This window comes from Methylobacterium durans, from assembly GCF_003173715.1.
GTDB lineage: Bacteria > Pseudomonadota > Alphaproteobacteria > Rhizobiales > Beijerinckiaceae > Methylobacterium > Methylobacterium durans.
The window spans coordinates 6,724,048-6,738,042 of record NZ_CP029550.1 but is presented as its reverse complement, the minus strand read 5'-3'; the positions used below and the strand labels follow the sequence as shown (position 1 = coordinate 6,738,042).

Here is a 13,995-nt window from a genome sequence, read left to right as displayed (position 1 = left end):
TCAGGACGCCTTCCGGCGCGCGAGCTTGGCACGGATCGGCACGAGCAGGGGCTCGAACAGGTTGGGCCGCCCGCGACGCACCTCGGGCCGGCCGAGGATGGAAGCGGAGAGATCGGCGAAGATCTCGGCGGCCTTCGAGCCCGGCTGCACCTCGGCGATCATCTGGCCGTTGTTGGCGGCCGCGCCGAACAGGGCCGGCTCGAACGGGATGCTCGCGAAGAGCGCCGTCTCGAGGGCCTTGGCGAATTCCGGTGCGCCGATCTCCGGCCGCTTCGGCATGCCGACGCCGTTGAGCACGATGCGGGGAGGGCGGTCGTTCGGCCGGCCGTGCTGAAGGCTCGCGACGAGGTTCTTGGCATTGCGCAACGAGGCGAGGTCGGGTCCGGCCACGATCAGGATCTCGTCGGCCGCCACGAGCATCCGGCGCGACCATGCGGACCAGAGATGGGGCACGTCGAGGACGATGCAGGGCACGGCGGCGCGCAGGTGATCGATCAGCCCGTCGAAGGCGGTCTCGGCGAGGTCGATCGTCCTGTCGAGGCTCGCGGGCGCGGAGAGCAGGGAGAGGTTGTCGCTGCACTTCGAGAGGAGGCGTTCGACGAGGGCCGCATCCAGGCGCTCGGGCGCGAAGACGGCCTCGGCGATGCCCTGGGGCGGATCCTGGTTGAAGTTGAGGCTCGCGGTGCCGTGGGCGATGTCGAGATCGGCGATGACGGTCTGCGTGCCCTGGCCGCGGGCGATCGACCACGCGAGGTTGTGCGCCACCGTGGAGGCGCCGATGCCGCCCTTGGCGCCGAAGACCGCGATGGTGCGCCCGACCGGCTTGACGCCCGGCGCCGTGAACAGGTCCGACACCGCGGCGATCAGCGAGAGCGGATCGACCGGCGCCATCAGGTAGTCGCTGACGCCGCGCTGGATGAACTGGCGGTAGAGCAGCACGTCGTTCACGTGACCGACGACGAGGACCTTCGTACCCGGGTCGCAGACCTCGGCGAGGGCGTCGAGGCATTCCAGCGGCTTCGACTTGGAGCCTTGCGTCTCGATGAGGATCACGTTCGGGGTCGGCGCCTGACGGTACGCCTCGACCGCGGCCGGCCCGCCGCCCATCTGGACCTTCACATGGGCCTTCTGCATGCGCCGATCACCACCGACGCTCTCGATGAGCGCGGCGGTCTCGGCCGTCTCGCAGAAGGCCTGGATCGTGATCCGCGGCACCGGGGCGATGATGCGCTCTGGCGTCTCGGCATGGTCCGACATGGCGGGGTTCCGGCTCCGGATTCCTGTTGCGATCAGTTCTGTCGAGGCCGGCGCTCGCGCCGTCCCGCGCGGCGGGCTCAGTGTCCCCCGCGCCCCCCGCCACGCCGCGGCCGGAGGAGGGGGCGCTCCCGCGTGCCGGAAGCGCTGCGAGGAGCACTCAGTTGCCGAGCTGCGTCTTCACGCTGGCCTGCCCATCCTGCCGCCATGTGGTTGACGGATCCTTGCCGTCGCGCAGGTCGGTGATGCCTTTGACGCGGCGCACCGTGTCGATGCGGCCCTCAGTCCGCCCACGCACGAGGTCGACCGGGTCGGCCACCTGCGAGGCGACGTTCGATTGCGTCGCGCAGCCGAGATTCCAGCTCGGCTCGTTGCTGAGGCTGTAGGCGGGGTCGCTCACCCCGAGGTCGCGCGGCCAGAGCCCGCACTGGCTCGTCACCTTGGCCTCCATCCGCTGGAAGCTGAGGCGGATCGGCGCGGCGAGACGCGGGGCAGCGACCGCGTAGCCGGTCATCACGACGGCCTCCGGCGGGACGCCGCCCTCGGCACCGAGACGCCGGATCGACGCGACCGTCCGCTCGACCGACGCCCCGGCGGCGGGCGAGACGCCGCGCGGCACATCGACGACGAGGCGGCCCCGCCCGTAGCGCCGGAACTCGAGCAGGAAGGCATCGACATCGGCCGACTGGCGCGGATCGAGATGGCCCATCCCGGTCGGGAAGACGTCGAGGCTGCGGGTCCCGTCGGTCAGGGCGATCGGGTGGCGCGCCCGGTAATCGACCGGCGCGAGAGAGCCGGTCGTGGCCACGCGTTCGGCGCGGCAGGCGCCGAGCAGGGCGGCGAGCACCGTCACCGCGGCGAGGGCGAGCGGCGTGCGGGGGAGGGCGGGCAGCGTCATCGTTCGCGCGAGTCCTGTGGTCGTGAGCCGCGAGCTTTCCGGAAGGCGGGCGGTCAGTCGGTGATGAAGCCGACGCGGCCGCGATAGGCGGACCCGAGCGGCGCGGCGCCGGCGACGCCGTAGAGCCGGTTGATCCGGCCGAGGAGGACCGCCTGCCCGTCCTGCGCGTCGACGAAGCCGTCGTCGGGACGCGTCGTCTGGCGCGGCTCCATCGCCTTGGCGATGTAGGGGGTGACCATGATCATCAGCTCCGTCTCCTGGCGCTGGTAATCGCGGGAGCGGAACAGGGCGCCGAGGATCGGCAGGTTGATGAGGCCGGGCAGGCCGCTGATCGCCGCCTTGTTCTTCTGCTGGATCAGGCCGGCGGTCATCATGGTGGCGCCGGAGGCGAGTTCCACTGTCGTCTCCGAGTTGCGCACGGTGAGGCCGGGGACGGCCGTCGTGGAGTTGCCGCTCGTGAAGGTGTAGGAGTTCTGCGGGTCGATCTCGCTGACCTCGGTCCCGACGCGGATCGAGATGCGGTTCTCGGCCAGCACCACCGGCGTGAAGTTGAGGCTGACGCCGTACTTCTTGAACGCGATGCCGACGACGCAGGTGGGCTGCCCCCCACGATCGTGCTCGGCGTGCAGCTCTGGCTCGACGGCACCGGGATCTCGCCGCCCGCCGTGAACTTGGCCGCCTCGCCCGAGATCGCGGTCAGCGTCGGCTCGGCGAGAACCCGGGACACGCCCGCCTGCTCGAAAGCGCGCAACGTCGCCGTGAGGCTCGCGCCGCCGCTGCCGTTGATGGTCGCCGAGGCGAGGTTGCCCGAGGGAAACTGGCCGCCCGAGAGGGAGAGCGGCGTCGCGTTGACGAGGTTGAGGTTCGACCACGAGCCGTTGAGGTTGATGCCGAACTGCTTGAGCACGGTGCGAGCCACCTCGACCACGGTGACGCGCAGCATCACCTGATCCTTGTTGCGGATCGTCAGATTGTTGATGACGGTGCCGCGGCTCGTGCCAGCCCCGGTGCCGGCGACGCCCACGAAGGCGTTGGCGATGTCGATCGCCTGCGCCGCCTCGGCGGCCGAGCCCACCGTGCCCGAGAGCAGCACTGAATCGCCGTTCGAGCGGATGTCGAAACGGCCGCCCGGGATGCTCTGGTTGAGCGTCTGGCGCAGGATGCTGAGGTTGAGGTCGCGCGCCACCGTGACGTCGAGGGCGGCGATCTGCCCTCCCGTCCCGTCGAGGATGAAGATCGACGTGGTGCCGTTCTCCATGCCGATGACGAAGACCTTTCGGGTCGAGCGCACGACCGCGTTGGCGACCTTGGGATTGGCCACAAACACTTCCTTGGCGTCGCGCGGCAGGTCGACGATCACGGAGCGGCCGGCCGTCAACTCGAGCTTGCGGGAGGCCGAGGCCTCGGCGGCTCCCACCGTGAGGATCGGCGCGGCGCCGAGGCCGGGTTCGGATCGGCCCTGCGCGCTCGCGCCGGAGGCGGCCAGAAGGCCGAGGAGAACGAGGGCCGTCCGGAGGCCACGGGTCGGTGTCATCGCGAGAGCCTTCGTTCGGCCAGAACGCCACATCGTCATCACCGGCTCTGCTGCCGGGAGATGCCGAAGCGCACGACGGTGAGCCCGGCATCCGCCTGAGGTTTCGCCTCGGTCTCGGGGCCGCGCCCGGAATCCACGAGGCTGCGCAGGGCGAGCGACAGGGCGCCGACCTTCTGGGCGAGGGTGATGGTCTCGGCCTGGGCGGGCGTCAGCGCGAGGGTCGCGGTCTCGCCCGTGACGACGTTGGCGCCGTTCTTCTCCTGGATGAGCTGGCCCACCGCCAGCACCCGCACGTCCTGCAGGATGATCTCGGAGCGCTGCACCTCGCCGCCGCCGGCGCGCGAGGCCTCCTCGTCCCGGAAAGTTCGAATCACGTCCACATGGTCGTTGGGCAGGATGAAGCCCCCGGCCGAGTTCGAGCCGCGGGTATCGGTGACGATCGCCACCGCCCGCATGCCCGCGGGCAGGATCGAGGACATGAAACCGCTGCCGGCCTTGGCGAGCTTCTGCTGGCGGATCGGCTCGCCGGGCAGGAAGCCGCCTCGCAGGACCGAGCCGGCGGTTTCCTCGATGCCCTTCGGCGAGGCGCTGCGCGTGATGTAGCCGGCGGCGACCGCGTCCTGGGGCCATTTCTGCCAGCGCAGATCGGCGGCCTGGAGCGTCTGGCCCAGCGGCAGCTCGACCGCCGCGACCAGCACCTCGGCGACGGGCACCGGCGGAGGGGTCGGCTCGGCCTGGGCGACGGGCGGCGGGGGCGGCTCGTCTCCGCTCATCAGGTACGCGGCCCCGCCGCCCGCAACGAGGGCGATGGCGAGGACGGCGAGACGGGCTGGTTTCATCGTCGGGCCGGAACCGAGGCGACGGCACGATCACCGTCTGTCCCGAGAGACTGGACCCGAAATCGTCAAATTACGGTTAAGGAGACGTGACCGATCGTTCGCCTGCACAGGCTGGAATCGGCACAGGCGTCCTGGTGTCAGCCGGCGAGGGCCCGGGCCCAGAGCAGCGTGTCCGGCACGACGATCAGCGCCGCGAAGGCGAGCGCGATGCCGTAGGGGATGCCCGTCTTGGCGTCGTGGAGATGCAGCGCGAAGGGCAGCCGGGCGACCGGGTAGGGCAGGGGATGAGAGCGCGCGAAGAGGAGCCCGAGCGTGAGGGCGCCTCCGGCGAGGGCCGCCACGAGGGCGTAATCGACGAGTTGGTCGAAGCCGAGCCAGAGGGCGGTCGCCGCCGCGAGCTTGGCGTCGCCGCCGCCGATCTTGCCCAGCGCGAAGAGCGTGAAGGTGATGGAGAGGACGAGGAGGCCGGCGCCCACATGCATGCCGAGTTCGGACCAGCTCAGGATGCCGGTGGCGGCCACGACGGCAAACCCGGCCACGAGCCCCAGCGAGATCCGGTTCGGGATCAGCATGGTCAGGAGGTCGTTGGCCGCGGCGTAGGCCATGAAGAACGGGAAGACGACGAGGAGGCCGAGGGTTGCCATCTGGTTTGCCTTGCCGTGGAGGCCGAATTCGTGTCGCCCCCCTCGCGCAAGGGGCAGCGAACGTCGGAGCATCCGGAGACGCGGGCGGCCGGAAGCAACGGGCGCGTCGCGTCCCGCCGCTTCCGGCCGATGCGCCGAAGCTCTCGATTACTGGAGCTGGTTCGAGATATTGGTGAAGGCGGTGTTGAGCTTGGTGCCGATGATCTTCAGCGTGCCGATGATGACCACGGCGATGAGGGCGGCGATCATGCCGTACTCGATCGCGGTGGCGCCGGACTCGTCGGCGGCGAAGCGATTGAAGACGTTCTTCATGGTCAGTGATCCTCAGATTCAACGACTGATCGGTGAGCCGTCGAAGATCTCTTCTCTCGATCGGCGGCAGAACGGAGCATCGCGGATACGCCTTGCGATTGCGTTAAATCCGGCCGAGAAACCGGGGCGCCGCGAGACACGTTCTGTCGTGGTGAAGAAATCGTGACCGCAGTCGAGACGGGCCGATCAATTGAGTTTGCATCGACACAATCTGAAATTGATTTGGGAAAGCTTCGAGCATCTCATGTCCACGGCGCTCCATGCCGCGGCGGCGAGGAAGGGAGGCAGCAAGAGCAGGCGGCCTTTAGGGGTTCCTTCACCATTCCGATGTCTGGTGGACGCCTATCGCGGTTCCGCCTGCTCGTCCGTCCGACGGGGATGATCCGCGCGTCAGCCCCCGCCTCGAGGCACCGTCCGATGCGCCGCCGAACCAGTCCATCGCCGAAGCGGACCGCGCTTCCCGGCGCGATCGCGCTGACGCTCCTCGCTCTCGCCCTGCCGGCGCGGGCCGAGACCGACGCCGCAGTGGTCACCGTCCTCGTCGACAATGCCAAGGTGATGCGGCTTCCGGAGCGGACCCAGACCGTGGTCGTCGGCAATCCGATCATCGCCGACGTGACGCTCCAGAAGAACGGCGTCCTGGTGCTGACCGGCAAGAGCTTCGGCACGACGAACCTCATCGCCCTCGACGGCACGGGCGCCATGCTCGCCGAGTCGCAGATCCGCGTCGAGGCACCCCAGGCGGCCGTCATCACCGTGCAGCGCGGCCTTGAACGGGAATCCTATTCCTGCACGCCGAACTGCCAGCCGGCGGTGCAGCTCGGGGATTCCGTCAAGTATTTCGGCGATGTCGCGCAACAGGCCGAGAATCGGCGCAAGCTCGCGATCGGCACGACCGAACGCTGATCGGGCGGTCAATGACCCTCTCGTGAGCGATCGGGTCACGCGCTGGGGTCAAGCCAACCGCTCCGCACGCTCCACGCGAACATTGCAACGCTTCAGCAATTCTTGGTCGATAGCCTCGCTCGCATCTGAGGTGTTCCGCTTCCGCGCGAACCGGATCGAGCCATGACAATTCCCGCCGCGTCGCCCTATCCGCGCCGCCCGCCCGTCCGATTGCCGTCCCTCTTGGCGCGCCACCTGGCGAGCTTCGGGTCAGCGCAGGGCGGCACCTCCGCCGTCGAGTTCGCCCTGATCGGCATTCCGTTTCTCGGCCTCCTGTTCGCGATCTTCGAGGTCGGACTGACGTTCCTGGTCAGTCAGAACCTGAACACGCAGCTCGCGAATGCGAGCCGGCTGATCTACACGGGCGAGTTCCAGAACACGGCCGGCAACAAGACGGGCGACGCGGCGACGATCCTCAAGAATCTGAGGACGGCCCTGTGCCAGAACGGCGGCAAGACGGCGTCGACCTTCTTCGACTGCACCGCGGTCAAGGTGAACGTGCTCTCGGTCTCGAGCTTCGCGAGCGCGGCCGCCAGTCCGACCACCATCGATCCCGGCAGCAAGAAGCTCGTCTGGAATCCGACCTTCGGCAAGCAGTATTCCTGCGGGCGCGGCAACGAGATCATGGTGGTCCAGGCCGCCGTCGAATACCCCGTCTTCCTCTCGCAGCTCTATGCACCCGCAACCCTTCTCGCGAATGGGCGGCGCGTCATCCAGGCGGCGACCGCGTTCCGGATCGAGCCCTTGAACAACGATCCATGCTGACGACACGCGTTCCCCATCGCTCTCGCGACCGCAGCGAGCAGGGGCCAGGACTCGAGATCCGGCGCCGTTGCCGCGCCCTGGCGAAGGCCCGCGAGGGCGCGACGGCGGTGGAGTTCGCGCTGCTCCTGCCCCTGATGCTCCTCGTCTATCTGGGGCTCGCCGAGCTCGGCCGAGGCATCCAGGCGAAGCGCAGCCTCGCGCAATACGCCCGCACCATCGCGGACCTGACGGGGCGCGGCACGCCTTCGGACATGAAGCCGATCTACGAGGCCGCCAATCTCGTGGCCCGCCCCTTCGACAGCGCAACCATCGACGCGCAGATCAGCACCGTCGGCGTCTACAAGAAGGGTGGCGTCTACTCGGCCATCGTGTGCTCGACCTCGCGCAACAAGGGCACGAGCGTGCGCAAGGTCGGCTCCGCCGTCGCGTCGGACAAGAGCCACGGGAACACCTTCCCGGACACGTTCAAGGAGAAGATGACGCTGGCGAACGAGGCCCTCGAGAACCGTTACATCCTGGCGGAGGTGACCGGGACATTCACGCCGATGCTCGGCTCGACGCTCCTGCGCGTCACCGGTCTGTCGATGTCGAGCACCCTGCAGGAGGTCATCGCATGGCCGCAGCGCACGGACGACGAGGTCGTCCTGCCGCAGGGCGTGGCCTGCCCGACCGTGGCGCCGACCTGAGGGCCGGCGCCGGGTCGATTACAGGGACTGGTTGTAAGCCCCGACCTCCGGATTCTCCCGCAGCACGCCGTCGACTGCCTTGAACATGGCGCGAAGGCGTTCTTCGGAGACCGGGCTCTCCACGACCACGACGAGTTCGGGCTTGTTCGAGGAGGCGCGCACCAAGCCCCAGGTGCCGTCCTCGGTCGAGACGCGCACCCCGTTGACCGTCACGAGGTCGGTGATCCGGGCGTCCGCGACCGTCTCGCCAGCCTCCTTCATCGCCTTGAAGCGCGCCGTCACCTTGTCGACGATGCCGTACTTCACCTCGTCGTCGCAGTGGGGCGACATGGTCGGCGAGCCCCAGGTCTTCGGCAGGGCCCGGTAGAGCTCGGCCATCGTCGTCCCGGGATTGCGGTCGAGCATCTCCAGCACGGCGATGGCGGTCAGCAGCCCATCGTCGTAGCCGCGGCCGATCGGCTCGTTGAAGAAGAAGTGTCCGGACTTCTCGAAGCCCGCGAGCGCCCCGAGCTCGTTCACGCGGCGCTTGATGTAGGAATGGCCGGTCTTCCAGTAATCGGCCTTGACGGCCTGGGCCTGCAGTTCCGGGTCGGTGTTGTAGAGGCCGGTCGACTTCACGTCGACGACGAAGGTCGCGCCCGGATGCAGCTTCGAGAGGTCTCGGGCCAGCATGACGCCGATCTTGTCGGCGAAGATCTCCTCGCCCTCGTTGTCGACCACGCCGCACCGGTCGCCATCGCCGTCGAAACCGAGGCCGACATCGGCGCCCGTCTCCTTCACCTTGGCGGCGATCGCGTGGAGCATCTCCAGGTCTTCGGGGTTCGGGTTGTAGCGCGGGAAGGTGTAGTCCGGCTCGATATCGAGGGGCACGACCTCGACGCCGAGGCTCTCCAGGAGCTTCGGCGCGAAGGCACCGGCGGTGCCGTTGCCGCAGGCGGCCACCACCTTGAGCTTGCGCGAGATCGGCTTGGCGCGGGACTTCAGGTCCGCGAGGTAGGTCTCCGCGAAGCCCTCGATGAACTCGTAATTGCCGCCGTCCCGGTATCGGTAGGTCCCGCCGAGCACGATCTCCTTCAGCCGGCCCATCTCCTCGGGGCCGAAGGTCATCGGGCGGTTGGCGCCCATCTTCACCCCGGTCCAGCCGTTGTCGTTGTGGGATGCCGTGACCATCGCGACGCAGGGGCAGTCGAGGGCGAACTGCCCGAAATAGGCCATCGGCGAGAGGGCGAGGCCGACATCCTTAACGCGCAGGCCCGCCGCCATCATGCCGGCGATCAGCGCGAGCTTGATCGAGGAGGAATAGGAGCGGAAATCGTGCCCCGTCACGATGTCGGGGCGCACGCCCATCTCGTGCACCAGCGTGCCGATGCCGAGGCCGAGCGCCTGCACGCCCATCAGGTTGATCTCTTTGGGAAAGAGCCAGCGCGCGTCGTATTCCCGGAAGCCGGTCGGCTTGACGAGGGGCAGCTGCTCGAACGCGAAGGTGTTGGGCGTGAGCGAAGCGTGCGGCTTGGGAAACATCGCGGGCCCTCGACGGCGATGGAAGGGATCGAGAGCGGCATAGCCGAAGGGCAGGGAAAGGAAAAGCTTCGCCGCGGAGGGCCGGGGCTGCCCGCGGCGAAGCCTGAGCCTGCGTGCCGGGTTCAGGCCGCGCGGATCTGGGCTAGGAAACTGTCGACCTGCTGCTTGAGCGCGAGCGACTGGGTCGAGAGGTCCTGAGCGGAACCGAGTACCTGTGCGGCGGCGCTGCCCGTCTCGCTCGCCGAGGCCGAGACCTGGGCGATGTTGTTGGAGACGTCCACGGTGCCGCGGGCGGCCTCGCCGACGTTGCGGGCGATCTCGTTCGTCGTCGCCGTCTGCTCGACGATGGTCGCCGCGATCACGCTGGAGATCTCGTTGACCGAGACGATGGTCCGGCCGATCTGGCGGATCGCCGTAGCGGCGCTGCCTGACGCCGCCTGGATCGCCGCGATCTTCGAGGCGATCTCGTCCGTTGCGCGGGCGGTCTGGCTCGCGAGTTCCTTGACCTCGCTCGCCACGACCGCGAAGCCGCGCCCCGCCTCGCCGGCGCGCGCCGCCTCGATCGTTGCGTTCAGCGCCAGCAGGTTCGTCTGCGCGGCGATTGCCGAGATCATGGTGACGGCGGTGCCGATCTCCTCGGCGGCGCGGGTCAGCGCGTCCATGGAGCCGCTCGTCGCCTCGGCCTCGCGGAGCGCCGCGCCCGCGACCTCGGCCGAGCGGGCGACGCTGCGCTCGATCTCGCCGAGCGAGGCCACCATCTCCTCGGTCGCCGCAGCGACGGTCTGGACGTTCGAGGAGGTCTGCTCGGCGGCCGCACTCGAGGCGACGGCGCGCTGATTGGTGTCCTGCGCGACACCGGTCATCGAGTGCGCGGTTGCGTCGAGTTCGTTGGCCGCGGAGGTCACGATCTGGAGCGAGCCAGTGACCCCCCGCTCGAATTCCTGCAGCAGGTGGTCGCGCCGCGCGAGGCGTTGCTCGCGGGCGGATTGATCCGCGGCGGACCGGGCCTCCATCTCGGCGCGGATGACCGCGTTCTCGCGAAAGACCTCGACGGCCTTGGCCATCTCGCCCATCTCGTCGACGGCGTCCCGGGAAGGCACGTCGACGTGCAGGTCTCCGGCCGCGAGCCGGCTCATCGCAGCCGTCATGCCGCGGATCGGCCGGATGATCCCGCGCGCGATCAGGGCGGCGAAGGCTGTGCCAAGCACCACGACGAGCCCGACCAGGCCGAGCAGCGTGAGCTGGAAGGCGCTTGTCGTGGCAGCCGTCTCCTCGTCGATCGTGGCGACGGAGCCCTCGATGGATTTCTGCGCGCGGGCGCCGCTCTCGATGATGGCCTGAAGCTTGGGCGTGAACCCTTGCTGGAACAGGTCGGCACTCTGGGTCATGGCCTCGGCAGTGGCCTGGAAGTTGTCCCGGTAGGCGCCGAGCGCCTCACGCGCCGCCGCCAGCGCCTTCGCGTGGCCATCGCCGACCCGCTCGGCCAGCGCCCCGAGGGCAGCCTCGGCCTTCCCGATATTGGTTGTGAAGGTCGCCGGTCCTTTCGCGTCCTGCACCGCGAGATAGCGCCAGTTGGCAACGCGAACGAGCAGGATCGCGCTCTCGGCGGCGCCCGCGCGGCTCACCGCGTCCGCTGAACCACCCGCGCGAACCTCTGCGACGAGGGCGTTCGTTGCCTTCGTCAGAGTGTCGCCGCCGGTGAACAGTTTCGCCTTGCTCGTGCGGATCGCGTCACCGAGGGCACCGAGGCGGGAGATGTCACCCTTGATGTCGCCCGCGATGCGCACGACCGCGCCGTAGAGCACGCGCCGCTCATCGGACTTCGTCACGGCAGCGAGCTTTCCGGCGATGGTCGCCATGTTGACCGCGCCGTCGTTCATCGCGGCGATGTTCTCGGCCTTCTGCGAGGTCCGGAACTCATCGGCGAGACCGCTGAGACGATCCGCCGAGCGGTTGATCGCCAGGAGATCGCGCGCATTCGACTCGATGCGGACCAACTCCTTGTGCTGACCGATGAGATTGCCGGTCTGATAGTATGTTATGCCACCAAGCGACGCTCCGAGCGCGATGAGGGCACCGAAGCCGGAGTAGAGCCGCGACCGGATCCCGATTTTCATGAGCAACAACCCCCTCTTGATGCTGAAGGACAAAATTTGTCCTTCAGAATTCCAATGAGCTTATTGTGTTTATTAACATAAGATAACGAAAAAACTCTTAATCTCTGTTGCGGAATGAGGATTGCGCGCCAAGCCGAAGATTGCGCGCCAAGCCATTGTGAGGCGGCATCCGCCGAGCACCCTAAACCGCTCACGCGGCGGCAGGACTGATCCGGGCTCGCAGGTTTGCATCGGGGCGCCCGAGCCTGTATGGAGGCGCCGCGCCCGCCGGACACCCTTGGAGGCACGGGCGCGTGGGATCGGTTCGAGGCCGTCCGTTTCGGGCGGCCTTCGGCGTTTCTCACCTCATCACATCGAAAGGATCACGCCATGAGCGCCGTTAAGCCGCTTGAGGCCGTGGCACGCGACCGGGTCGGCAAGGGGGCCGCCCGGGCCGTTCGTCGCCAGGGCCAGATTCCCGCCGTCATCTACGGCGGAGGCCAGGCCCCGCAGGCCATCGCCATCGACCTCATCCGCGCCCGCACCCTGATCTACGCCGGCGGGTTCAAGACCACCGTGTTCGAGGTCACGACCGGCGGCCGCAAGACCCGCGTGATCCCGCGCGACTTCCAGCTCGACCCGGTCACCGGCGTGCCGCTGCACGTCGATTTCCTGCGCGTCGTGGCCGGCCAGACCGTCACCGTCGCGGTGCCCGTGCACTTCCTCAACGATGAGAAGGCGCCGGGCATCAAGCAGAAGGGCGGCACGCTCAACATCGTGCTGCACACGCTGGCCCTGGACGTCGCCCCCGACCAGATCCCGGACGCGATCGAGATCGACCTGAGCGGCCGCGACATCGGTGACGTGATCCACATCACCGACGTGAAGCTGCCCGCCGGCGTCACCTACACCGGCGAGCCGACCGACACCGTGGCCAACATCGTGCCGCCGACGGTGCTCGGCGCCGAGGTCGAGGCCGAGGAGGCCGCGATCGCCGAGGCGCAGTCGGCCGAGGCGGCCGACGAGAAGGCCGAGGGCGAGGCCGAAGAGGCCGAGGGCGAGAAGAAGACCGAGGCGTGAGGCTCCGGGCGCGAGCCCGTCCTTCAGCCTCTCGCGGATGCCCCGGCCGGAAGGCCGGGGCGTTCGCATATCTGGGCCCCAGCACATCCGGAGTCTTCAGCGATGCGCCTGATCGTCGGCCTCGGCAATCCGGGACCGCGCTACGCGCGAAACCGCCACAACATCGGCTTCCTCGCCCTCGACGAGATCGCCCGCGTGCACCGCGCCAGCCCGTTCCGGCGGAAGTTCCAGGGCGAGGTGGCGGAGGCGGTGCTGGGCTCCGAGCGCGCCGTGCTCCTCAAGCCGCAGACCTTCATGAACGAATCGGGCCGGGCGGTGTCGGAGGCGCAGCGCTTCTACAAGATCGCACTCTCCGACGTGATCGTGCTGCACGACGAGCTCGACCTCGCGCCCGCCAAGCTCCGCGTGAAGCTCGGCGGCGGCAATGCCGGCCACAACGGCCTGCGCTCGATCACGGCGCAGTGCGGGAACGAGTACCGGCGCGTGCGCCTCGGCATCGGCCACCCGGGCGACAAGGCCCTCGTGCACGCCTACGTACTCAACGACTTCGCCAGGGCCGAGGAGCCCTGGGTGGAGGATCTCTGCCGGGCGGTGGCCGACCACGCGGCTCTCCTCGCCGCGGGCGAGGATGCGAGCTTCCAGAACAAGGTCCATCTCGCCATGGACGGCCGCGGCTGGGGCGACGTGAAGACCCTCGGAGCCCGGAATTGACACGAAAACACGAGGACACGATATCGGTCGCCGGAGACCGCCAGTGAAGAACGTGACCGTGACGATGGACGAGGCGCTGCTGCAGCGCGCCCGCGTGGCGGCCGCCCGCGACGGCAAGAGTCTGTCGAAGTTCGTGGCCGAGGCGGTGGAACAGCGGGTCGGCCGGCCGCTGACACAGATCGAGGCGTTGGAGCAGTTCCTGGCCGGGCCGCCGATGCGCCTGCTCGACGAGAGCGGAAAGGCGCCCAGCCGCGACCAGATCTATGATGGGTGATCGCGTCTTCGTCGACACGAACGTGTTCCTCTACGCACGCGACGACCGATTTCCGGAGAAGCAGGCCACCGCGCAGCTCTGGCTCGCGGCGCTCGCCGCGCGCGAGGCGGCCGTCGTGAGCCCGCAGGTTCTGGGCGAGATCCACAGCGTGGCCCTGCGCGGTCGCCTGCCCATCGCTTCCGACGAGGCGCGCCGGACGACCCGCGCGCTGGAGCCCTGGTCATCCGGGGCGACCGACGTGGAACTGATCGCTGCCGCGTGGTCGTTGCGCGGCAGGACCGGCTTCCAGTGGTGGGATTGCGTGATCCTCGCCGCAGCCATCCGCGCCGGGTGCCGGTTCCTGCTGTCGGACGACTATCAGCACGGTCGCGAGGTCGAAGGCCTCACGATCGTGAACCCGTTTCGGGCCGGCCCCGAAACTCTCCTATGAAATCAC

The 13,995-nt window shown here is 68.7% G+C and carries 14 protein-coding genes and 1 pseudogene; 7 read left to right on the top strand and 8 right to left on the bottom strand.

Annotated features, from left to right (window positions below; translation table 11 throughout):
* From DK389_RS31670 to DK389_RS31645, 6 genes and pseudogenes are all read right to left on the bottom strand, one after another.
* On the bottom strand, nt 1–1,257 hold the full coding sequence (locus tag DK389_RS31670) for a CpaE/TadZ family protein (protein WP_109895808.1): 1,257 nt from the start codon (nt 1,255–1,257) through the stop codon (nt 1–3).
* Nucleotides 1,258–1,414: 157 nt separating this feature from the next.
* The gene (locus DK389_RS31665) at nt 1,415–2,152 is read right to left on the bottom strand and encodes a CpaD family pilus assembly protein (RefSeq protein ID WP_109895806.1); all 738 of its coding nucleotides are present in this window, start codon (nt 2,150–2,152) and stop codon (nt 1,415–1,417) included.
* A gap of 53 nt (nt 2,153–2,205) precedes the next feature.
* Nucleotides 2,206–3,686, bottom strand: a pseudogene (locus DK389_RS31660) (type II and III secretion system protein family protein).
* A 38-nt stretch (nt 3,687–3,724) separates the two neighbouring features.
* Nucleotides 3,725–4,525 (bottom strand): Flp pilus assembly protein CpaB, encoded by an 801-nt coding sequence (gene cpaB / locus DK389_RS31655; RefSeq protein WP_109895804.1) that lies wholly within the window; start codon nt 4,523–4,525, stop codon nt 3,725–3,727.
* 137 nt (nt 4,526–4,662) lie between these two features.
* Nucleotides 4,663–5,169 carry an A24 family peptidase gene (locus DK389_RS31650; protein ID WP_109895802.1) on the bottom strand — a complete coding sequence of 169 codons (507 nt, stop codon included), beginning with the start codon at nt 5,167–5,169 and terminating at the stop codon, nt 4,663–4,665.
* A 147-nt stretch (nt 5,170–5,316) separates the two neighbouring features.
* Complete coding sequence (locus DK389_RS31645; protein WP_109895800.1) at nt 5,317–5,481, bottom strand: Flp family type IVb pilin; 165 nt, start codon at nt 5,479–5,481, stop codon at nt 5,317–5,319.
* A gap of 417 nt (nt 5,482–5,898) precedes the next feature.
* Between DK389_RS31645 and DK389_RS31640 the strand changes: the two genes are divergently transcribed.
* The 3 genes from DK389_RS31640 to DK389_RS31630 all read left to right on the top strand — a co-directional run bounded on the left by DK389_RS31640 (nt 5,899) and on the right by DK389_RS31630 (nt 7,877).
* Nucleotides 5,899–6,387 (top strand): pilus assembly protein N-terminal domain-containing protein, encoded by a 489-nt coding sequence (locus DK389_RS31640; RefSeq protein WP_109895798.1) that lies wholly within the window; start codon nt 5,899–5,901, stop codon nt 6,385–6,387.
* A gap of 162 nt (nt 6,388–6,549) precedes the next feature.
* Nucleotides 6,550–7,191 (top strand): TadE/TadG family type IV pilus assembly protein, encoded by a 642-nt coding sequence (locus tag DK389_RS31635; RefSeq protein WP_109895796.1) that lies wholly within the window; start codon nt 6,550–6,552, stop codon nt 7,189–7,191.
* Nucleotides 7,185–7,877 (top strand): TadE/TadG family type IV pilus assembly protein, encoded by a 693-nt coding sequence (locus tag DK389_RS31630; protein ID WP_109895794.1) that lies wholly within the window; start codon nt 7,185–7,187, stop codon nt 7,875–7,877. Before DK389_RS31635 ends, DK389_RS31630 begins: the two co-directional genes overlap by 7 nt.
* 18 nt (nt 7,878–7,895) lie before the next feature.
* Here DK389_RS31630 and DK389_RS31625 read toward each other — a convergent pair whose 3' ends face one another.
* Both DK389_RS31625 and DK389_RS31620 read right to left on the bottom strand, forming a co-directional pair.
* Nucleotides 7,896–9,398: a phosphomannomutase/phosphoglucomutase gene (locus DK389_RS31625; protein WP_109895792.1), complete on the bottom strand. Its 1,503-nt coding sequence runs from the start codon at nt 9,396–9,398 to the stop codon at nt 7,896–7,898.
* A gap of 122 nt (nt 9,399–9,520) precedes the next feature.
* Nucleotides 9,521–11,515 carry a methyl-accepting chemotaxis protein gene (locus tag DK389_RS31620; protein ID WP_109895790.1) on the bottom strand — a complete coding sequence of 665 codons (1,995 nt, stop codon included), beginning with the start codon at nt 11,513–11,515 and terminating at the stop codon, nt 9,521–9,523.
* A gap of 369 nt (nt 11,516–11,884) precedes the next feature.
* On the opposite strand from DK389_RS31620, the gene DK389_RS31615 reads away from it, so the two are divergent.
* From DK389_RS31615 to DK389_RS31600, 4 genes are all read left to right on the top strand, one after another.
* Nucleotides 11,885–12,574 carry a 50S ribosomal protein L25/general stress protein Ctc gene (locus DK389_RS31615; RefSeq protein ID WP_109895788.1) on the top strand — a complete coding sequence of 230 codons (690 nt, stop codon included), beginning with the start codon at nt 11,885–11,887 and terminating at the stop codon, nt 12,572–12,574.
* A gap of 102 nt (nt 12,575–12,676) precedes the next feature.
* Nucleotides 12,677–13,285, top strand: coding sequence for an aminoacyl-tRNA hydrolase (gene pth / locus DK389_RS31610; RefSeq protein ID WP_109895786.1), 609 nt, complete (start codon nt 12,677–12,679; stop codon nt 13,283–13,285).
* Between the two features lie 43 nt (nt 13,286–13,328).
* Nucleotides 13,329–13,559 (top strand): hypothetical protein, encoded by a 231-nt coding sequence (locus DK389_RS31605; RefSeq protein ID WP_109895784.1) that lies wholly within the window; start codon nt 13,329–13,331, stop codon nt 13,557–13,559.
* Complete coding sequence (locus tag DK389_RS31600; RefSeq protein ID WP_109895782.1) at nt 13,549–13,989, top strand: PIN domain-containing protein; 441 nt, start codon at nt 13,549–13,551, stop codon at nt 13,987–13,989. Before DK389_RS31605 ends, DK389_RS31600 begins: the two co-directional genes overlap by 11 nt.
* The last annotated feature ends 6 nt before the right edge of the window (nt 13,990–13,995 follow it).